This window comes from Thermomonas sp. (genome assembly GCF_041905325.1).
Lineage (GTDB): Bacteria > Pseudomonadota > Gammaproteobacteria > Xanthomonadales > Xanthomonadaceae > Thermomonas.
This window is the reverse complement of record NZ_JAYRLK010000005.1, coordinates 68,578-88,761: the sequence shown is the minus strand read 5'-3', so window position 1 is coordinate 88,761 and position 20,184 is coordinate 68,578. Positions and strand designations below refer to the sequence as shown.

The following is a 20,184-nucleotide window of genomic DNA, read 5'->3' as shown; positions in this document are numbered from 1 at the left end:
GAAGCCTCTTGTGTCAGGCGGGACGTTGTTTCATTCGTAGCGCGGGAAGCGCCGGGCGATGTCGCTGCCCGTGAAGTAGCCCACCCAGCCATCCGGCTCGGTGAAGAAGCGGATCGCCACGAAGCTGGGGGCCGGCCCCATGTCGAACCAGTGCGTGGCACCGTCGGGTACCGAAATCAGGTCGCCGGCCTCGCACAACACCTCGTAGACCTTGCTGCCGACGTGCAGGAAGAACATGCCGCTGCCGGCGACGAAGAAGCGTACTTCGTCCTCCTTGTGCGAATGCTCGTCGAGGAATTTGGCCCGCAACGCGTCCTTGTTCGGGTTGTCGGCGGCAATGCTCACCACATCCACGCTGCGGAAGCCGCGCGCCAGCATCAGCCGGTCAATGTCGGTCTGGTAGGCCGCCAGGATCGCCTCGGGCGGGTCGCCCGGTTGCACCGGGTGTGCCGGCTGCCAGCGCCGGAATTCCACGCCGATGTCCCTCAGTACATGGGTAATGTCGTCGGGCGTGCTGGCCTGTTGCAGCACGCTGATGGGGTCGTTGTCGTTGAAAACGCGCAAATGGCTCATTCGAGTGCCCTCAGCGCACGCCCAGGCGGCGCAGTTCCAGTTCGCAGCCCAGCATGAATTCGAACGCATCCAGATGCCGGCGTGCTTCGCTGATGTCGCGGCCCCAGGCATACAGGCCGTGGCCGGCGATCAAATAGCCCCAGCTGTTGGCGGCACCAAGTGCGGCATCGACGCTGGTGGTGAGCGCGTCCATGTCCTGCGAGTTGGGCACCACCGGCAGGTCCACTTCGATTTCGTGGGTGGCGTGCCCGCGCAAGGCCTTGAACAACTCGTAGTCGCGCAGGCGCACGCGGCCCTGCCCGGCGTACAGCAGGCCGGCGATGGTCTGGGTGGGGGAGTGCGTATGCAGCACCGCGCCCACGTCCGGGTAGCGGCGATACAGGTGGGTGTGCAGGGCCGCTTCCGCCGAAGGCCGGTGGTGGGTGGCCACCGGTTCGTTGGCCATGTTCACCACCATGATGTCGGCTTCGGTGAGGCGGCCCTTGTCCTTGCCGGAAATGGTGATGGCGGCGTGTTCCGGCCCCATGCGGATGGAGAAATTGCCGGCGGTGGCGGGGGTGAAGCCCCTGGCGGCCAGTTCGCGGGTGTGCGCGATGATTTGCGCGGCGCAGCCGGCATACAGATTGTGGTCGAAGGCAGGTGTGGTCATGCGCGCATGGTACTGGTTGCGGGCATGCCGTCTACATGACGATTTCGATGACGGGCATCGCGTTCATTCAGGCGGCCGTTGCTGGCCGTAGGTCTTGAACTTCTCCAGCACCACGGCCATTTCATCCGCCGGCAGGTTGCGGGTGGGGCCCAGCGAGCGCGCCAGCAGGTACTGCCGCGCCAGGTTTTCCACTTCCTCGGCCAGTGCATAGGCCTCCGACAGGCTGCGGCCGGTGGCCACCTGGCCATGGTTGCCCATCAGGCAGGCGCGCAGGCCGCCGCGCAGGGCGTGCATGATGCTGTCCGACAGCTCCGGCGTACCGAAGGTGGCATAGCCGGCGCAGGGGATGCGGTCGCCACCGGCCACCGCCACCATGTAGTGGAAGGCCGGGATTTCCTCGCCCAGGCAGGCCAGCGCGGTGGCATGGGTGGAATGCACGTGCACCACCGCGTGCATGTCGGGGAAGGCGGCCAGGATGTCGACGTGGAAACGCCACTCGCTGGACGGCAGCAATTGCCCGGGCGGGCAATGGCCGTCGGCATGCAGGTACACGATGTCTTCCGGCAGCAGGCGGTCGTAGCTGCGCCCGGTGGGGGTGATCAGCAGGCCGTCGCGCCAGCGCAGGCTGGCATTGCCGGACTTGTTCAGCGACAGCCCGCTGGCGTTCATCGCCCGGCAGTGGTCGATCAGGGACTGGCGGGCGGCACGTTCGTGGTCGTGCAGAAGATGGGAATTCACCATCGGCACAGGATACCGGCTTGCCCCAACGAAAAACCCGGCCGGAGCCGGGTTTTCGTTGCAAAGAGACGCAGGGATCAGGCCTGCGGGCCTTCGTGGAACTTCGGTTCCGGCTCCATCTTCGCCGCGTCCGGGTGATCCACGCCACGGGCCAGCTCGCTCTTGCGGTAGCCGTACAGCGCATACACGATCAAACCGATCACCGCCCAACCAAAGAACAGGCCGATGGTGTACATCGACAGGTTCAAGAACAGCAGCAGGCAACCGGCGATGGCCAGCGGGCACACCACCCACGCCATCGGGGTGCGGAACGGACGGCGGCGGTCGGGTTCGCGCTTGCGCAGGATCAACACGCCGGCGGCCACCGCCATGAACGCGAACAAGGTGCCGGAGTTGGAGATGTCGGCCAGGATGCCCACCGGGAACATCGCCGCGAACAGTGCCACGAACACGCCGGTGATGATGGTCACCACATGCGGGGTGTGGAACTGCGGGTGCACCTTGGAGAGGATGTCCGGCAGCAGGCCGTCACGCGACATGGTGAAGAAGATGCGGGTCTGGCCGTAGATCATCATCAACACCACCGATGGCAGCGCCAGCGCCGCAGCCAGGCCGATCAGGTTGCCGACCTTGGCGAAACCGATCACCTTCAGCACATGCGCCAGCGGTTCCTTGCTGCACACCAGCGCATCCGAGCCGGCACAGGCGGCCGCCATTTCGGGGGTGCCCGGGTGCAGCGCAATGCCGTTCACGATCATCGGCTGCGAACCAATCGCACCCACCGCGCCGTAACCCACCAGCATGTAGAAGATGGTACACACCAGCAGCGAACCGATCAGGCCGATCGGGATGTTGCGGTTTGGGTTCTTGGTTTCTTCGGCGGCGGTGGACACCGCATCGAAGCCGACATAGGCGAAGAAGATGGAAGCGGCCGCCCCCAGCACGCCCACGCCACCCAGCGGGCTGCCCCAGCCGGTGGGGAAGAACGGTTGGAAGTTCACGTCCTTGGCTGCCGGCACGGCGATGAAGATGAAGGCGGTGAGGGCAATCACCTTGATCAACACCAGGATGGCATTGACCTTGGCCGACTTCGACGTGCCGATCACCAGCAGGCCGGTGATCACCAGTGAAATGGTGAAGGCCAGCAGATTGAATGCGCCACCATCCATCGGGCCGGTTTTCAGTGCCATCGGCAGTTCAATTCCGGCACTGGCCAACAACCCGTTCATGTAGCCGGACCAACCCACCGCCACCGCACCGGCGGCGACCGCGTATTCCAGCACCAGTGCCCAGCCCACGATCCAGGCCAGGGCTTCGCCCATCACTGCATAGGTGTAGGTGTAGGCAGAGCCGGACACCGGCACCATCGAGGCCAATTCCGAATACGCCAGCGCAGCCAGTGCGCAAACGATCGCGGCAATCACGAACGCCACCATCATCGCCGGGCCGGCTTTCTGCCCGGCTTCCGCGGTCAGCACGAAGATGCCGGTACCGATGATGGCACCGATGCCCAGCATGGTCAGCTGGAACGCGCCCAGTTGGCGGGTGAGGGATTTTTTCTCGGCAGTTTCAAGGATCTTGTCGAGCGGTTTGACTCGCTGGAACAGCATCAGGTGACTCCCCGTGATTGATGCGTGGTCGACAGGCCCGGGCAGGCCGCAAGCCGCCGACCTTAAACGGTCATGGCCATCCAGCACAAGCATCCGAGGTCATGGCGGGGGATAATGCACCCCATTCATTTTGCAGGGATGCCCGCCGTGGATGCCCCATCGGAAACCGAACTGGCGCAAGCCCTGGCCGCGTACGCGCATCGTTGGCCGGGGGAAGTCGCCACCGTGGCCCTGTTCCGCGAATTGCTGGACGATGCCGAAAATCCGTTCGCGCGGCAGCGCCTGGCGGGTCACTTCACCGCCTCGTGCTGGTTGGTGGACCGCGCGCAGCAGCGCGTGCTGCTCACCCACCATCGCAAGCTGGGCATGTGGCTGCAACTGGGCGGGCATGCCGATGGCCAGCGCGAGTTGCACCTGGCCGCCTTGCGCGAGGCGGAGGAGGAGTCCGGTCTGAGTGGCCTGCGCGTGGTGGACGAGATCTTCGACCTCGACCGCCACTGGATTCCCGAACACAAGGGCGTGCCCGCGCATTGGCATTACGACGTGCGCTACGTGGTGCATGCCGGCGAGGATGAAACCTACGCGGTCAGCGAGGAATCACTGGATCTGGCCTGGCGCGCGATTGCCGAGCTGGCGGTGGACGCCGACGCCGACCCGTCGGTGCGGCGGATGGCGGGCAAGTGGCTGGCACGCTGAGTGCGCCCTCGAGCCTTCCCCTTGAAGGGGAAGGGGAAAAGCGTCAGTACAACACCCGCGTGCGCAGCGTGCCGTCGATCGCGGCCAATTCGTCCTTGATCGCGGCCGCCTGGGCTTCGTCGGCGGTGATGTCGATCACCACGTAACCCAGCTTGGGGTCGGTGCGCAGGAACTGGCCGTCGATATTCACCGCATGACGGCTGAAGATCTCGTTGATCTTCGACAACACGCCCGGCACGTTGCGATGGATGTGCAGCAGGCGCAGGCTGCCCTCGTGCTCGGGCAGCGTCACTTCGGGGAAATTGACCGCCGACAGGGTGCTGCCGTTGTCGCTGTAGCGCACCAGTTTCGCCGCCACCTCCACGCCGATGTTGTCCTGCGCCTCCAGCGTGCTGCCGCCGATGTGCGGGGTCAGGATCACGTTGTCGCGGCCGCGCAGCGGCGATTCGAAGATGTCGCCGTTGGCCTTGGGCTCGACCGGGAACACGTCCACCGCGGCGCCACCGAGACGACCGGATTCCAGCGCCGCGGCCAGTGCCTCGATCACCACCACGGTGCCGCGCGCGGCATTGATGAGATGCGCGCCGGGCTTCATTTTCGCAAGCTGCTCCGCGCCGATCATCCACTGCGTCGATGCCGTTTCCGGCACGTGCAGGGTGACGATGTCGGCGCGTGCCAGCAGGTCGTCCAGCCCTGCCGCCGGTTGTGCATTGCCCAGTGCCAGCTTGGTTTCGATGTCGTGGAACAGCACCCGCATGCCCAGCGCCTCGGCCAGCACGCCCACCTGGGTGCCGATGTGGCCGTAGCCGATGATGCCGATGGTCTTGCCGCGCACTTCGTGGCTGCCGGTGGCCGCCTTCGACCAGCCGCCGCGATGACACTCGGCATTCTTCTGCGGGATGCCGCGCGCCAGCAATACCGCCTGCGCCACCACCAGCTCTGCCACGCTGCGGGTGTTGGAATAGGGGGCGTTGAACACCGGGATGCCGGCCATTTCCGCCGTGCCCAGGTCCACCTGGTTGGTGCCGATGCAGAAGCAGCCGACCGCCATCAGCCGCTTGGCCTCGGCCAGCACCTCCGCGGTGAGCTGGGTGCGCGAGCGCAGGCCGACGATGTGCGCCTCGGCGATGCGCGCCTTCAGTTCCTCTTCCGGCAGCGCCTTGGTGTGGTATTCGATCTGGCTGTAGCCGGCGGCCTGGAAGATGTCCACCGCGGTCTGGCTGACGCCTTCCAGCAACAACACACGGATGTCCTGTTTCGGGAAAGAGGTCTTCTTGCTGGCCATGGGGCAGGTCTTCTGGTGGCGGGTCCGGGCCTTCGACTATGCCAGAAAGCCGGCGGTTTTGTTGCAGCGCGTCATGCTATTTTCCACCCCAGACATGCCGCATCGCGGCGCTGGCAAACGTCACTGGCGCCGCCCTCCATCCTGGACATCACATGCCTGCCACCCGCCTGACTTCCCTGCGCGATGCCATCCCCGGTTTGCGCTTGCTCACCGACCCGGCCGACCTGGAGCATTACGGTCGCGACTGGACGCGGCGCTGGGCCCCGGCACCGTTGGCGATTACCTTGCCCGACAGCGTGGAGGAGGTGCAGGCCGTGGTGCGCTGGGCCAATGCCGAAGGCGTGGCGCTGGTCCCTTCGGGCGGGCGCACGGGGCTGTCCGGTGGCGCGGTTGCCGCCCATGGCGAGCTGGTGGTCAGTCTTGAGCGCATGCACCGCGTGTTGGGCTTCGATGCGGTGGACCGTACCCTTGCCGTGCAGGCGGGCATGCCGCTGCAACGCGTGCAGGAACTGGCGCAGGAGCACGGCCTGCACTACCCGGTGGATTTCGCCTCGCGCGGCTCGGCCAGCATCGGCGGCAGCATCGCCACCAATGCCGGCGGGATCCGGGTGGTGCGCTACGGCAACACCCGCGAGTGGGTGGCGGGCGTGAAGTTCGTCAGTGGCAGTGGCGAGTTGATGGAGCTGGGGCGCGCGTTGGTGAAGAATTCCAGCGGTTACGACCTGCGCCACCTGGCGATTGCCTCGGAAGGCACGCTGGGCATCATCGTCGAGGCCACGCTGAGGCTCACCGACCCGCCGCCGGCCAGCAACGTGATGCTGCTGGCGCTGCCGTCCTTCGAGGCGTTGATGCAGGTGTTTGCCGTGTTCCGTGCGCGGTTGCAATTGCAGGCATTCGAATTCCTCACCGATGTGGCCCTGAAGCACGTGCTGGCCCACGGCGCGCAAGCCCCGTTCGCGGACGCACACCCGTATTACGTCGTCACCGAATTCGCCAGTGTCGATGCCAGCGAGGCGGAGGCGCTGGCGGCGTTCGAGCAGTGCATGGAACAGGGGCTGGTCAGCGATGGGGTGATTTCGGCAAGCGACGCGCAGGCGGCGCAACTGTGGCGCCTGCGCGAGGGCATCACCGAAAGCCTGGCCCGTTACGTGCCCTACAAGAACGACGTGGCGGTGCGTATTTCGGCGATGCCGGCCTTTCTCGCCGAAACCCAGGCACTGCTGGGGCGCGAATACCCGCAATTCGAGGTGGTGTGGTTCGGCCACATCGGCGACGGCAACCTGCACATCAACATCCTCAAACCCGATGCGATGGCGCAGGGCGAGTTTGTGGCCCATTGCGAGCGCGTCACCAAGCTGTTGGCGCAGGTGTTGCAGGCCCATGGCGGCAGCATCTCCGCCGAACACGGCATCGGACTGGTGAAGAAACCCTATCTGGGCTGCACCCGCAGCGGTGCCGAGATCGCCGCCATGCGCGGGATCAAGGCGGCGCTGGACCCGAACGGCATCATGAACCCGGGCAAGGTCTTCGACCCGGCCTAGGCTTCAGCCCACCAGTTTGCCGAGAATGCGGGCCCCGGCCATCCATTCGCCGGCAATCGTGCCGAGGTTGGTCAGCATGAACACCAGCACCACCCGGGTGACGCGGTTGCGGTACCAGCCACCCAGGGTCTGGGCATCGTCGCGCAAGGCCAGGAAATCCGGATAGGCCGGTTTGCGCAGGCGCACTTCGGCCAGCGCACTGAACATGCCGGAAGGCAGGCCGGGGCGGAACGGTTTGAATGGGGCGGCCAGCGTGCCGGCCAGCAGGCTCAGGGGGTTGGCACCGGCCAGCAGCGCGCCCACGGCGGTGAGCCCGCAAGTCCAGGCCACCCATTGCAACAGCAGGTCGCGGCCAAGATCGCGGCCGCCGTGGTAATAGCCCCACCCAATGCCGCCGAACACCAGCGCCAGCAGGGTCAGGGTGATCCACGGGATGCTGCGTTTCTTGCGCAGTGTCAGCAACCGTTCGGTGACGGTGGCGGTGGGTTCCCGGCTTTCGGCCAGGTAGCGCGCCATGCCTTTCAGGTGGCCGGCCCCGACCACCGCCAGCACGTGTCGGGCACCATCGCTGCGTTCGCGCAGCTTCGCCGCCATGTACTGGTCGCGCTCGTCGATCAGGGTGGCGAACAGGGTCGGCGTTTGCTGCGCGAATTCGCCGAAGCTCGCTTCCAGCATGTCGCCTTCCTTGAGCCGCTCGATGTCGTCGGCAGACACGTCGTCGTGGCTGAACAGGCTGGCGACGACCCCACTGGTGAGCTTCATCCGGTCCCACCAGCGCAGGCCTTGCAGGATGCGGCGGAAGGTGATGCCGACGTCGCGGTCGATCAGCTGCAGCGGCAACCCGCGCACAACGGCTTCGGTGGCGGCGGCCTTCAGCTCCGCGCCGGGTTCGATGCCCATCTGCTCGGCCAGCCGCCGCTGATAGGCCGCCAGCGCGAGGTTGGCGGCGAACGGTGCCACCTTCTTCTCGCGGATGACCTTGACCAGATCCAGTTGCGCCATCGCTTCCGGTTGGGTCAGGGCCTTGTGGCGCTGCTCGTCCAGTTCCACCGCCACCGCATCGAAGCGACCGCTGTCGATGGCGGCGAGTACCGCTTCGACGCTGGCTTTCGAGACATGCGCGGTGCCCAGCAGGGTGTAGTGGACGCCATCGCGTTCGAGTTCGATGACGGGCTGGCCGGCGTAGCTTTCAGGAATGGTCATGGAATGCTTCTGCTCGTCATTCCCGCGAAGGCGGGTATCCAGCGCTTGATGCTTCTGGATGGATGGGAAAGCTGGACTCCCGCCTTCGCGGGAATGGCCGGCATCAATCGTCGCGGTAGCGCTTCGTCAGGTCGCCGTAGGCGTCGATGCGGCGGTCGCGCAGGAACGGCCAGATGCGTCGCACGTGCTCGCTGCGCTGCATGTCCACCTCGGCCAGCAGCAGGGTCGGCGCGGTGCCGGCTTCGGCGATCAGCTCGCCCTGCGGTCCCAGCATCACCGAGTTGCCCCAGAAGTCGATGCCGGAGGCGCCCAGCGGCGAGGGCTCGTGGCCGATGCGGTTGCACGACAGCACCGGCAGGCCGTTGGCGACGGCGTGGCCGCGGTGCGACAGCACCCACGCGTCGCGCTGGCGGGTCTTCTCGTCCTGCGCATCGTCCGGGTCCCAGCCGATGGCGGTGGGATACAGCAGCAGCTCGGCGCCGGCCAGCGCCATCAGGCGCGCGGCTTCCGGATACCACTGGTCCCAGCACACCAGCACGCCCAGCCGGCCCACCGAGGTGTCGATGGGGGTGAAGCCGAGGTCGCCCGGCGTGAAGTAGAACTTCTCGTAGAAGCCCGGGTCGTCCGGGATGTGCATCTTGCGGTACTTGCCCGCGGTGCTGCCGTCGGCATCGAAGACCACCGCGGTGTTGTGGTACAGCCCGGTGGCACGCTTCTCGAACAGCGAACTCACCAGCACCACGCCGTGGCGCTTGGCCAGCGCCGCCAGGCGCTCGGTGCTGGGGCCCGGGATCGGCTCGGCGAGGTCGAACTCGTCCACCGACTCGTGCTGGCAGAAGTACGCGCCGTTGTGCAGCTCCTGCAGCAGGACGAGTTTCGCGCCTGACTGCGCGGCCTCGGCGACGCGCGCCTCGATCACCGCGAGGTTGGCGGCGGCATCGCCGTGGTTGCGCTCCTGCACCAGCGCGACGGGGAGCTTGCTGTACTTGGACATCAGACCAGTCCTTCGGGCAATTGCATGGTGATGCAGTGGAGGCTGCCGTTCTGCCAGATCAGCGGCCGGCACGGCACCGGCACGATCTCGCGCCCCGGGAAGGCCTTCGCCAGCACGGCGGCCGCGGCGGCGTCGGCGGGATCGCCGTAGGCCGGCATCAGCACCGCGCCGTTGACGATCAGGAAGTTGGCGTAGCTGGCCGCCAGCCGGCGGCCTTCGTCGATCACGGGCTGGGCCCAGGGCAGCGGGAACAACGCGTAGGGCCGGCCGTCGCGGGTGCGCAGCGCGGCGATCTCGTCGGCCATCGCCTTGAGGTCGGCGTAATGCGAGTCCGCCTCGTCATCGCAGGCCTGGAAGACGATCGCATCGCCGGGGGCGAAGCGGGCGAGGGTGTCGATGTGGGCGTCGGTGTCGTCGCCCTCCAGCGCGCCGTGGTCCAGCCACAGCACGCGGTCCAGGTGCAGCCACGCCGACAGCTGCGCGGTCAGCTGCTCGCGGGTTGCGTCCGGGTGGCGCTCGTGCAGGCAGTGCCAGGTGGTGAGCAGGGTGCCGGCGCCGTCGGTCTCGATGCCGCCGCCTTCCAGCGCGAAATCGATGCGCTGGCGGGCCGCGCCACCGAACAGGCCCTGCGCCGCCAGCGTTTCCACCAGCAGGTCGTCGCGGCCGGCCTCGAACTTGCCGCCCCAGGCGGTGAAGCGGAAGTCGAGCAGGCGGAAGCCCGCGCCATCGCGCAGCGTGATGGGGCCGGAATCGCGCAGCCAGGTGTCGTCGTAGGCGACGGTCACGAAGCGCACGCGCGCCATGTCCACGCGGTTCGAGCGCAGGCGCATCTCGGCGCAGGTTTCGATGTCGTCGTCGGCCACGCAGATCACCACCGGCTGGAAGCGGGTGATGGCCTGGACCAGGGCGATGTAGGTCTCTTCGACCTCGTCCAGGCGGTCGGCCCAGTCGGTGCCGGCGTGCGGCCACGCGATGAGGATCGCCGATTGGGGCTCCCATTCGGCGGGAAAGCGGAGGGGGGAAGCGGTCATTCAGGTCAGGGCTTGGCAGGCTTGGGGCCAATCTCGTCGGGGCCGGCCTGGTTGGCGACGGCATCGACCACGTGGCCGTGGGCGAAATACACGGTGAAAGCGGGGTAGACCCAGCGCTGGATCGACGGCCATGCTTTCTTCTGGCCGCCGCGAGGTTCCAGTTTCTGGCTGGGGGCGCCGAACTTGGCTTCCACCTGCGCCATGCTGGCACCGTGTGCGGGCATGTTGACCGGTTCGTGGCGCACGCGCTGGATCAACAAGGTGTCGGCGGTGGCAGTACCCGACAGGGCCAGGGTGGCCAGGGCGGCGGCAAGCGCGAGGTTGCGGGGCGTACGGTGCATGGCGGGGCTCCCGGGGGAATGAGGCGTCGATTCTAAGCCGATACGCAAAAGGCCGCCCGAAGGCGGCCTTTTGCTCTGCGCGTCACGGGCGAGCCCGTGCGCCCGCATGGCTCAGCGCTGGCGCGCCTTGAAACGCGGGTTGGACTTGCAGATCACGAAGACCTTGCCACGACGGCGAACCACCTTGCAGTCGCGGTGACGGGCCTTCGCCGACTTCAGGGAGGACAGGACCTTCATGACAGAAACCTCGGCAAATGGAATGGGATGAAACGTGAAGCCGCGCATTTTAGCGGGTATTGCGGTGGCGAATCAACAGGTTGCCGGGTTTTCTTGGTGAACGGCGCGGCGTGGCAGTGGAAGTCTGCCTGCCGGGCGGTGCTTCCGCCATACTGCGCGGATGAATGCGCCCACCGTCCCCGTACTCACCATCGACGGCCCTTCCGGTTCCGGCAAGGGCACCATCAGCCGCCTCGTCGCTGCCCGGCTGGGCTGGCACTACCTCGACTCCGGGGCCCTGTACCGGGCGGTGGGGATCGCCGCCGGCTGGTCGGACATCGATCTGTCCGACGCATCGGCGCTGGTGCGTTGCACCTTCGACACCACCATCGGTTTCCGTGACGATGCCGGTGGCGAGCCGCGCGTCATCGTCAACGGCGTGGATGCGACGGACGCCCTGCGCACCGAAACCGCCGGTGCGGCGGCCTCGGCCATTGCCGCCATCCCGGAAGTGCGGGCGGCGCTGAAGGATCGCCAGCGCGCCTTCCGGCAGGCACCGGGGCTGGTGGCCGACGGCCGCGACATGGGCACGGTGATCTTCCCCGATGCCGGCTGCAAGGTGTTTTTGACCGCCAGCGCCGAAGAGCGTGCCGAAAGACGCTATAAGCAGTTGAAGGACAAGGGGGTTTCGGTCACAATGGACGGTCTGTTACGGGAGATTCTCGCCCGCGACGCCCGCGATGCCAGTCGTGCGGTGGCGCCGCTGCGACCGGCCGATGAGGCGGTTTGCATCGACACCACCGGCTTGTCCATCGATGCGGTGGTTGCCCGGGTGCTGGACGCCCAGTCCCGCTCCGCGCAATAGCGGCGACGAGTTTTTCGAGGCAGACCCGTGCCGTGGGCGCATTGCGCCCGCGGTTTTCCTTCATCCACACATGGCTGGAGCGCCTCCTGCGCGAACGCCAACCAACCCAGGTGGGCCGCCCCGTTGCTGCGGGTTGCCCGTGTATCCACCCGAGATTTTTCATGAACTCCGTAGCTACCGAATCCTTCGCCGAGCTGTTTGAAGCCAGCCAGGCCAACCTTGCCAAGCTCAAGCCCGGCGCCATCGTCAAGGGCATCGTCATCGCGGTCACCAACGACGTGGTGGTGATCAATGCCGGCTTGAAGTCCGAAGGCATCGTGCCGATCGAACAGTTCCGCAACGACGCCGGCGAAATCGACGTGGGCGTGGGCGACGAGGTCAAGGTTGCCCTCGATTCGCTGGAAAACGGTTTCGGCGAAACCGTGCTGTCCCGCGAAAAGGCCAAGAAGGCCATGGTGTGGGACGAGCTCGAAGAGGCGCTGGAAGCCAATGCCACGATCGTTGGCCGCATCGACGGCAAGGTCAAGGGCGGCTTCACCGTCAACATCAAGGACGTGCGCGCGTTCCTGCCGGGTTCGCTGGTCGACGTGCGCCCGGTGCGCGACCCGGTCTACCTGGAAGGCAAGGAGCTGGAGTTCAAGCTCATCAAGCTCGACCGCAAGCGCAACAACGTGGTCGTCTCCCGCCGTGCGGTGGTCGAGACCGAGCATTCGGAAGAGCGCGAGCAGCTGCTCGAGAAGCTGGTCGAGGGTGCCGTGCTGAAGGGCGTGGTCAAGAATCTGACCGACTACGGCGCGTTCGTGGACCTCGGCGGCATCGATGGCCTGCTGCACATCACCGACATGGCGTGGAAGCGCGTGCGCCATCCGTCCGAAGTGGTCGAAGTGGGCCAGGAACTGGAAGTGCGCGTGCTCAAGTACGACCGCGAGCGCAACCGCGTGTCGCTGGGCCTGAAGCAGCTGGGCGAGGATCCGTGGGACAACATCGCCCGCCGTTATCCGTCGAACTGCCGCGTGTTCGGCAAGGTCTCCAACGTCACCGATTACGGCGCGTTCGTCGAGATCGAGCCGGGCGTGGAAGGCTTGGTACACGTCTCCGAAATGGATTGGACCAACAAGAACGTCAACCCGGCCAAGGTGGTGCAGGTCGGTGACGAGCTCGAGGTCATGGTGCTGGACGTGGACGAAGAACGTCGCCGCATCTCGCTGGGCATCAAGCAGGTCACCAGCAACCCGTGGGAAACCTTCGCCGCGATCCACAAGAAGAACGACAAGGTGTCGGGCCAGATCAAGTCGATCACCGACTTCGGCATCTTCATCGGCCTGGACGGCGGCATCGACGGCCTGATCCACCTGTCCGACATCAGCTGGAACTCCACCGGCGAAGACATCGCCCGCAACTACAAGAAGGGCGACACGCTGGAAGCCGTCGTGCTGGCGGTCGATCCGGAGCGCGAGCGCATCTCGCTGGGCGTCAAGCAGATGGAACAGGATCCGCTGGGTCAGTTCATGGCCGCGCATCCGAAGGGCGGCAAGGTCACCGGCACCGTCAAGGAAGTGGACGCCAAGGGTGCGGTCATCGATCTCGGCGACGGCGTGGAAGGTTACGTGTCCGTGCGCGACATCAGCCACGAGCGCACCGAAGACGCCAGCCAGGTGTTGAAGGTCGGCCAGCAGGTCGAAGCCAAGTTGGTGGGGACCGACCGCAAGGGTCGCAGCCTGCAACTGTCCATCAAGGACAAGGACGCGGCGGAAACCGCGGAAGCGCTGGCCGAGTACAACAAGGCCAATGCCGATGCCGCCAGCGGCACCACCAAGCTGGGCGCGCTGCTGCGCGAGCAGCTGAACAGCAAGTCCGAGTAATTCCCTCGGCTTCGCAATCATGGCGGCCCGGTTTCGGCCGGGCCGCCATTTTCATGGAAGACCAGACATTCAGGTTTCATGACCAAGTCCGAACTCATCGAGTTGCTCACGCGTCGCCAGCCGCACCTGAAGGCCGACGATGTCGACATGGCGGTGAAGGCGTTGCTGCAGATGATGGGTGGCGCGCTGGCCTCCGGCGAGCGCATCGAGATCCGCGGGTTCGGCAGTTTTTCCCTGCATTTCCGTCCGCCGCGCACCGGGCGCAACCCGAAAACCGGCGATGCCGTGGCATTGCCCGGCAAACACGTGCCGCACTTCAAGCCCGGCAAGGAATTGCGCGAGCGGGTCACCGGCGTGGTGCCGCTGCCTGCGCAGGATTGATCGCGCGCCCCAGCTGATTTCAGGAGCCTGACCGTGGATTTCCTCGACCAGTGGATGTGGTTCGTGATCTTCGTGCCGCTGGCCGGTCTGTTCGGCTGGGTGCTGGGACGCCGCGGCGGCGAGCAGCACAGCGGGAACCAGGTCAGCAAGCTTTCCACCACCTATTTCCGTGGCCTCAATTACCTGCTCAACGAGCAGCCGGACAAGGCCATCGAGCTGTTCCTGCACGTGGCCGAGCTGGACATGGACACGTTCGAAACCCAGGTGGCGCTGGGCCATCTGTTCCGCCGGCGCGGCGAAGTGGATCGTGCAATCCGCCTGCACCAGGCACTGGCGCAGCGCGCCGATCTCAGCGACACCCAGAAGGTGCAGGCGCTGGCCGCATTGGGCGAGGATTACATGCGCGCCGGCCTGCTGGACCGCGCCGAAACCGTGTTCAATGACCTTGCGCAGCTGGATCGACGCGCACCGCAGGCATTGCGCCACCTGATCGGGATCTACCAGTCCGAGCGCGATTGGGAAAAGGCGATTGCCAACGCCGCCCGTTACGAAGAAGTGACCGGCGAGCCGATGGGCAGGCTGGTGGCGCAGTTCGAATGCGAGCTGGCCGACCGCCATCGCGCCAATGGCGACCGCGATGCCGCGCGTGCCGCCATCGTCCGGGCCTATGCGGCCGACCCCACCGCCGTGCGCGCGGGGATTGCCGAAGGACGCCTGGAGGCCGAGGCCGGCCACCCCCAGGGGGCCATCCGCGCGCTGGAGCGCGCTGCGCGCCACGACCCGGAATTCCTGCCGGTGATCCTGCCGCTGCTGCTGGAAAATTACGCCAAGGCCGGTGAGCGCACGGGTGCGCGGGCGTTCCTGGCCGGGATGTGCGAGCACTATCGCGGCATCGCGCCAGTGCTGGCCTTGACCCGCATGGTGGAAGAGGAAGAAGGCGTGGGGCCGGCACGGCGCTATCTGGCCGAGCAGCTCAAGGACCGCCCGTCGGTGCGCGGGGAAGCGGCGCTGATCGACCTCAGCCTCGCCGACCAGGTCGACGCCACCGTCACCTTGCAGGATCTCAAGCTGGTCACCGACCAGTTGCTGGTGCGCAACCCCAGTTATCGTTGCAACCGCTGCGGCTTCGGTGCACGCAGCCACCACTGGCAGTGCCCCAGCTGCAAGGAGTGGGGTACGGTGAAGCCGTTGCTGAACTATGCGGTGGTCTGAACCCGCGACAAGCAGCGAAGACCTGCTGGGGCGGGCACCGCGCCCGGCCGATCATGCGGCCATCCGCCACTGGGTGCGCGGCCAATCGATCGTGGTGACCGGTGGCGGCGGCAGCATCGGTGCCGAACTTTGCCGCCAATGCGCCGTGCATGGCGCGCGCCGGGTGACGGTGGTCGACATCGACGAAGGGGCCCTGTTGCGCATCGATGCCGAATTGCGCGGCAGCCATCCGGGCGTGGAATGCATTCCGGTGCTGGGCGATTGCGGCGACCCGGCGGTGATGGCGCATGCCTTGCGGCTTGCCGCCGCCGATGCGGTCTTCCACGCCGCCGCCTACAAGCAGGTGCCGTTGCTGGAAGGCCAGTTGCGCGAAGCCGTGCGCAACAACGTGCTGGCCACCGAGGTGGTGCTGCATGCCAGCCAGGCGGCGCGGGTGGAGACCTTCGTGCTGATTTCCACCGACAAGGCGGTGGACCCGGTCAACGTGCTGGGGGCCAGCAAGCGTCTGGCCGAGATGCTGTGCCAGGTGCAGGAACCGGCGTCCGCCACGCGCATGCTGCTGGTGCGTTTCGGCAACGTGCTGGATTCGGCGGGCAGCGTGGTGCCGCTGTTTCGCGAGCAGATCCGCCGGGGCGGGCCGGTGACGGTGACCCATCCCGAGGTGACGCGTTACTTCATGACCATCCCCGAAGCCTCCTTGCTGATCCTGCAGGCGGCCACGCTGGGTGCGCCACAGGCGTTGTACACGCTGGACATGGGGAAGCCGGTCCCGATCCGCCTGCTGGCCGAACGGATGGTGCGCAGTGCCGGCAAGCAGCCAGGCATCGACGTGGCCATCGAATACATCGGCCTGCGCCCCGGCGAGCGCCTGCATGAAACCTTGTTCCATGCCGACGAGCGCTATCGGCCCACGCGCTATCCGGACATCCTGCAAGCGACGCCGCGCATGGTGCCGCCCGCCCGCGTGGCGCAGGCGATGCGGAGCCTGCGTGCGGGCGTGCAAGCCTACGATGTGGAGCTGCTTGCCCGCGTGCTGCGCGAAGCGGTGCCCGAGTTCCACCCGCTGCACGCCGCCGCACCCACCACATTGCAGGCGGCCTTGCCTTAGAATCGCCGGATGCACGACATCTCCGGCGCAAGGCGCATTCGCAAGGCGGTATTCCCGGTGGCGGGTCTGGGAACCCGCTTTCTTCCCGCTACCAAAACGGTTCCGAAGGAGATGCTGCCGATCGTTGACCGGCCGCTGATCCAGTACGCGGTGGACGAAGCCATCGCCGCCGGGTGCGACACCCTGGTGTTCGTCACCAACCGTTACAAGCACGCGGTGGCGGATTACTTCGACAAGGCCTACGAGCTGGAACAGAAGCTGGAGAAGTCCGGCAAGCACGAGCAGTTGGAACTGATCCGCAACGTGCTGCCGGAAGGCGTGCGCGCGGTGTTCGTGACCCAGGCCGAGGCGCTGGGGCTGGGGCATGCGGTGCTGTGCGCCCGCCCGGTGGTGGGCGACGAGCCCTTTGCGGTGCTGCTGCCGGACGACCTGATCTGGAGCCGTGGCGACGGCGCGCTCAAGCAGATGGCCGACCACGCGCAGGCCACCGGTGCCAGCGCGGTGGCGGTGCAGGACGTGCCGCGCGAGCAGACCGGCAGTTACGGCATCGTCGCCACCGATGCCTTCGATGGCCAGGCCGGGCGCATCCGCCAGATCGTGGAAAAGCCCCGGCCCGAGGTGGCACCCAGCCAGCTGGCGGTGGTGGGGCGCTACGTCCTGAACCCGGCCATCTTCGACTTGCTGGAGCGCACGCAAAAAGGGGCGGGTGGGGAGATCCAGCTCACCGACGCGATCGCCGCGCTGCTGGAAGCCGAGCGGGTGGACGCCTTCCGCTTCCGTGGCACCCGTTTCGATTGCGGCACGCACCTGGGCCTGATCGAAGCCACCATCCGTTACGCGCTGGACAACGAAAAGCTCAGTGACGCCGCGCGCAGCCTGATGCAGAACGCATTGGGCGAGATGGGCGTGGTCGAAAGCTGAGCCCCGCCGGGGCGCTGGCTACAGGAAACGGTCCAGCAACTTGCGGTCGGGCTTGCCCAGGCGGGTGGCATCCTTCACCAGGTAATGCACGCCGTGGCTGTCGGCGATCAGCAGGGCGTTGCCGCGCAGGCGGCGGATGTCTTCCTCGCTTTTCAGGGTGAAGGTGGTGGTGCCGCGATCGGTGGCCACCGTCCATTGGCTGGGCGTGGCGAACGTGGACACCGCCAGCAGGCGCTCGATCACCGGCACGAATTCGCGCTGCGCGAGTTCGGCCAGCAGCAGCGCGCGCAGGGCCTCGTCCAATGCATCCAGGTGCGGCACCCACGCCAGTTCGTGGCCATCCTGGCCCAGCAGCGAGATGGCTTCGTTGGGTGCGGCGATGGGGAAGGCGCGCACCGGCACCACCCCCGCATGCACGCTGCCGTCCGCCAGGGTCAGCAGCAACTGGCCCAGCGCATCGTGTGCCAGCCGGAAATCAGCGTTGGTCATGGCGGTCGCCTCCGGCGGCGCGTTCCGGCAATTCGTCCGGGTGGTCGACGTTGCGCAGTTGCGCCTGGTACAGCCGCCAGTACGCGCCCTGCCGTTCCATCAGGGCATCGTGCGGGCCCACCTCGACGATGCGGCCACGGTCCATCACCACCAGCCGGTCGGCCTTGCGCAGGGTGGACAGGCGGTGCGCGATGGCAATGGTGGTGCGGCCCTTGACCAGGTTGTCCAGCGCCTTCTGGATTTCCTTCTCGGTTTCCGTATCCACCGCCGAAGTGGCTTCGTCCATGATCAGGAATTTCGGGTCGATCAGCAGCGCGCGGGCGATCGAGATGCGTTGGCGTTCACCACCGGACAGGCCCTGCCCACGTTCGCCCACCAGCGAGTCATAGCCGTGCGGCAGGCGCAGGATGAACTCGTGTGCATGCGCCGCGCGGGCGGCGGCGACGATTTCGGCGCGGCTGGCGTCCGGATTGCCGTAGGCGATGTTCTCGGCGATGGTGCCGAAGAACAGGAAAGGCTCCTGCAGCACCAGCCCGATGTGTTTGCGGTAATCGGCGATCGCCAGTGCGCGGATGTCCACGCCGTCCACCTGGATCGCGCCTTCGGTGACGTCGTAGAACCGGCAGATCAGGTTCACCAGCGTGCTCTTGCCGGAACCGCTGTGGCCCACCAGCCCGATCATTTCGCCGGGCTGGATGTGCAGGTTGATGCCACGGATCACGCCGCGGCTGCCATAGCGGAAACCGACGTCGCGCAGGTGCAATGCGCCATTGACTGCCGGCAGCGCCGCCGGCCGCGCCGGCTCGGGGACGCTGGAGACATGGTCGAGGATGTCGAAGATGCGCTTGGTGCCGGCCGCGGCCTTTTGCGTGGCCGACACGATCCTGCTCATCGAATCCAGCCGCGTGTAGAAACGGCCGATGTAGGCGAGAAACGCGGTCAGCACGCCCACCGTGACCTGGTGGCGCGACACCTGCCAGATGCCGAACGCCCACACCACGATCAGGCCGAACTCGGTCAGCAGGGTGACGGTCGGGGAAAACAGCGACCACACCCGGTTGAGGCGGTCGTTGACATCCACGTACTGGCGGTTCGCTTCGCGGAAGCGCCGGGTCTCGCGGGCGTCCTGCACGAAGGCCTTGACCACCCGGATGCCGGGAATGGTGTCGGCCAGCACGCTGGTCATTTCCGACCACGAGCGATCGATCTTCTCGAACCCGGTGCGCAACTTGTCGCGCACGATGTGGATCATCCATGCAATCACCGGCAACGGCAGCAAGGTCACCAGCGCCAGCCAGGGGTTGATGGAAAACAGGATGCCGGCGGTCATCACCAGCATCAGCACGTCGGTGGCGAAATCCAGCAGGTTCAACGACAGGTACAGGCAGATGCGGTCGGATTCCGAGCCGATGCGCGCCATCAGGTCGCCGGTGCGCTTGCTGCCGAAATATTCCAGCGAAAGCTTGAGCAGGTGCTCGTAGGTGGTGGTGCGCAGGTCGGCGCCGATGCGTTCGGATACCAGCGCGAGGATGTAGGTGCGCGCCCAGCCCAGCCCCCATGCCACCAGCGCCGAGGCCAGGATGCCGGCCAGCAGCCAGCGCACGGTGGCGTGGTCGATGTCCTGGCCGTTCTGGAACGGAATCAGCACCTTGTCCATCAACGGCATGGTCAGGTACGGCGGCACCAGGGTGGCGCCGGTGGAGGCCAGGGTCAGCAGGAAGCCGGCCAGCAGCCGCCCCTTGTACGGCTTGGCGAAGCGCCACAGGCGCAGCAGCGTCCAGGTGGAAGGGGGCGTGTGCAGCTCACGCGCGCAGACCGGGCATTCGTCCTCGTCGGGGGGCAGCGGTGCCTTGCAGATCGGGCACAGCGCATCGTCGTCGTCCGTCGGTGGCTGGCCGCTGGCGAGGCTGGTGATCTGGCGTTCGAACAGCGTGACCAGCCGCAAGGCGGCAACGTTCTGATCCAGCGTGAAACGGCAGTGCAGCAGGCGCGCATCGGCATCGAACAGTTCCAGCTGGCCCACCCCGGCATGGTCGCCATGGCGCAGCCGCAACTGCGGCGTCAACGGCCATGCGTCCCACTGCGTGCTGCCGGGCAGGCGTACCAGCAGGCGGCAATTGCTGAGCACCACCACGCCGTCGCCGAAATGCAGGCGGGCATCGAGGTCCAGCGGTGCGGCCGCCAGTGCCTGTTCACCGGCCGCCAGCACGTGCAGCAGGGCTTCGCGCCAATGCCCGGCAAGGCCGTGGCAGGCCGCCAGCAGCGTGCTGTCGGCAGCGACGGGAACGGGGGAACCGGGAAGTTGCGAAGGCGACATGAAGGCGAATTCTAAAGATTCCGTAACATGACGCCTGCACGCGGCTACGGTAGTCTGGCGATGTCCTGGAATGGGCTGGAAGTATACCGAGGGGACGGGGATGCAACGCCGTTCGTGGCGTCCACCCGTTCTCCCGCAACGTTGCCGCGATG

The 20,184-nt window shown here is 66.6% G+C and carries 18 protein-coding genes and 2 pseudogenes; 8 read left to right on the top strand and 12 right to left on the bottom strand.

Annotation, left to right across the window (positions count from 1 at the left end; genetic code table 11):
- Window positions 1–30: 30 nt before the first annotated feature.
- The 4 genes from ACE3OK_RS07250 to ACE3OK_RS07235 all read right to left on the bottom strand — a co-directional run bounded on the left by ACE3OK_RS07250 (window position 31) and on the right by ACE3OK_RS07235 (window position 3,570).
- A complete protein-coding gene (locus tag ACE3OK_RS07250) occupies window positions 31–573 on the bottom strand; it encodes an acireductone dioxygenase (protein WP_374248868.1) in 543 nt (180 codons plus the stop codon).
- A gap of 10 nt (window positions 574–583) precedes the next feature.
- A complete protein-coding gene (locus tag ACE3OK_RS07245; protein ID WP_374248867.1) occupies window positions 584–1,222 on the bottom strand; it encodes a methylthioribulose 1-phosphate dehydratase in 639 nt (212 codons plus the stop codon).
- Window positions 1,223–1,285: 63 nt separating this feature from the next.
- Window positions 1,286–1,963, bottom strand: coding sequence for a class II aldolase/adducin family protein (locus tag ACE3OK_RS07240; protein WP_374248866.1), 678 nt, complete (start codon window positions 1,961–1,963; stop codon window positions 1,286–1,288).
- Between the two features lie 74 nt (window positions 1,964–2,037).
- Window positions 2,038–3,570 (bottom strand): amino acid permease, encoded by a 1,533-nt coding sequence (locus ACE3OK_RS07235; protein WP_374248865.1) that lies wholly within the window; start codon window positions 3,568–3,570, stop codon window positions 2,038–2,040.
- Window positions 3,571–3,708: 138 nt separating this feature from the next.
- On the opposite strand from ACE3OK_RS07235, the gene ACE3OK_RS07230 reads away from it, so the two are divergent.
- On the top strand, window positions 3,709–4,266 hold the full coding sequence (locus ACE3OK_RS07230) for an NUDIX hydrolase (RefSeq protein ID WP_374248864.1): 558 nt from the start codon (window positions 3,709–3,711) through the stop codon (window positions 4,264–4,266).
- Between the two features lie 43 nt (window positions 4,267–4,309).
- Here the strand turns inward: ACE3OK_RS07230 and serA are convergent, their stop codons facing one another.
- Window positions 4,310–5,551: a phosphoglycerate dehydrogenase gene (gene serA / locus ACE3OK_RS07225; RefSeq protein WP_374248863.1), complete on the bottom strand. Its 1,242-nt coding sequence runs from the start codon at window positions 5,549–5,551 to the stop codon at window positions 4,310–4,312.
- A 152-nt stretch (window positions 5,552–5,703) separates the two neighbouring features.
- Here serA and ACE3OK_RS07220 point away from each other — a divergent pair, with 152 nt between their 5' ends.
- Window positions 5,704–7,092: an FAD-binding oxidoreductase gene (locus ACE3OK_RS07220; RefSeq protein ID WP_374248862.1), complete on the top strand. Its 1,389-nt coding sequence runs from the start codon at window positions 5,704–5,706 to the stop codon at window positions 7,090–7,092.
- Between the two features lie 3 nt (window positions 7,093–7,095).
- On the opposite strand, the gene ACE3OK_RS07215 is transcribed toward ACE3OK_RS07220, so the two are convergent.
- From ACE3OK_RS07215 to ykgO, 5 genes are all read right to left on the bottom strand, one after another.
- Window positions 7,096–8,295 (bottom strand): TraB/GumN family protein, encoded by a 1,200-nt coding sequence (locus ACE3OK_RS07215; protein ID WP_374248861.1) that lies wholly within the window; start codon window positions 8,293–8,295, stop codon window positions 7,096–7,098.
- A gap of 103 nt (window positions 8,296–8,398) precedes the next feature.
- Window positions 8,399–9,289, bottom strand: a complete 891-nt coding sequence (locus ACE3OK_RS07210; RefSeq protein WP_374248860.1) for a carbon-nitrogen hydrolase — start codon at window positions 9,287–9,289, stop codon at window positions 8,399–8,401.
- Window positions 9,289–10,320 carry an agmatine/peptidylarginine deiminase gene (locus tag ACE3OK_RS07205; protein ID WP_374248859.1) on the bottom strand — a complete coding sequence of 344 codons (1,032 nt, stop codon included), beginning with the start codon at window positions 10,318–10,320 and terminating at the stop codon, window positions 9,289–9,291. Before ACE3OK_RS07205 ends, ACE3OK_RS07210 begins: the two co-directional genes overlap by 1 nt.
- Window positions 10,321–10,325: 5 nt before the next feature.
- On the bottom strand, window positions 10,326–10,661 hold the full coding sequence (locus ACE3OK_RS07200; protein WP_374248858.1) for a hypothetical protein: 336 nt from the start codon (window positions 10,659–10,661) through the stop codon (window positions 10,326–10,328).
- Between the two features lie 111 nt (window positions 10,662–10,772).
- Window positions 10,773–10,898 (bottom strand): type B 50S ribosomal protein L36, encoded by a 126-nt coding sequence (ykgO, locus tag ACE3OK_RS07195; RefSeq protein WP_010342887.1) that lies wholly within the window; start codon window positions 10,896–10,898, stop codon window positions 10,773–10,775.
- Between the two features lie 160 nt (window positions 10,899–11,058).
- Between ykgO and cmk the strand changes: the two genes are divergently transcribed.
- The 6 genes and pseudogenes from cmk to galU all read left to right on the top strand — a co-directional run bounded on the left by cmk (window position 11,059) and on the right by galU (window position 17,226).
- Window positions 11,059–11,742 carry a (d)CMP kinase gene (cmk, locus tag ACE3OK_RS07190; RefSeq protein WP_374248857.1) on the top strand — a complete coding sequence of 228 codons (684 nt, stop codon included), beginning with the start codon at window positions 11,059–11,061 and terminating at the stop codon, window positions 11,740–11,742.
- Window positions 11,743–11,903: 161 nt separating this feature from the next.
- Complete coding sequence (gene rpsA, locus ACE3OK_RS07185) at window positions 11,904–13,604, top strand: 30S ribosomal protein S1 (RefSeq protein WP_374248856.1); 1,701 nt, start codon at window positions 11,904–11,906, stop codon at window positions 13,602–13,604.
- A gap of 72 nt (window positions 13,605–13,676) precedes the next feature.
- Window positions 13,677–13,985, top strand: a pseudogene (locus ACE3OK_RS07180) (integration host factor subunit beta); the annotation flags it as partial.
- Window positions 13,986–14,018: 33 nt separating this feature from the next.
- Window positions 14,019–15,197 carry a lipopolysaccharide assembly protein LapB gene (gene lapB / locus ACE3OK_RS07175; RefSeq protein ID WP_374248855.1) on the top strand — a complete coding sequence of 393 codons (1,179 nt, stop codon included), beginning with the start codon at window positions 14,019–14,021 and terminating at the stop codon, window positions 15,195–15,197.
- Window positions 15,198–15,213: 16 nt separating this feature from the next.
- Window positions 15,214–16,305 (top strand): annotated as a pseudogene (locus ACE3OK_RS07170) (polysaccharide biosynthesis protein); the annotation flags it as partial.
- 9 nt (window positions 16,306–16,314) lie between these two features.
- Window positions 16,315–17,226: a UTP--glucose-1-phosphate uridylyltransferase GalU gene (gene galU, locus ACE3OK_RS07165; protein WP_374248854.1), complete on the top strand. Its 912-nt coding sequence runs from the start codon at window positions 16,315–16,317 to the stop codon at window positions 17,224–17,226.
- An 18-nt stretch (window positions 17,227–17,244) separates the two neighbouring features.
- Here the strand turns inward: galU and ACE3OK_RS07160 are convergent, their stop codons facing one another.
- Window positions 17,245–17,715, bottom strand: coding sequence for a DUF1854 domain-containing protein (locus ACE3OK_RS07160; protein WP_374248853.1), 471 nt, complete (start codon window positions 17,713–17,715; stop codon window positions 17,245–17,247).
- Window positions 17,702–20,032, bottom strand: coding sequence for an ABC transporter ATP-binding protein (locus tag ACE3OK_RS07155; RefSeq protein ID WP_374248852.1), 2,331 nt, complete (start codon window positions 20,030–20,032; stop codon window positions 17,702–17,704). Before ACE3OK_RS07155 ends, ACE3OK_RS07160 begins: the two co-directional genes overlap by 14 nt.
- Between the last annotated feature and the right edge of the window lie 152 nt (window positions 20,033–20,184).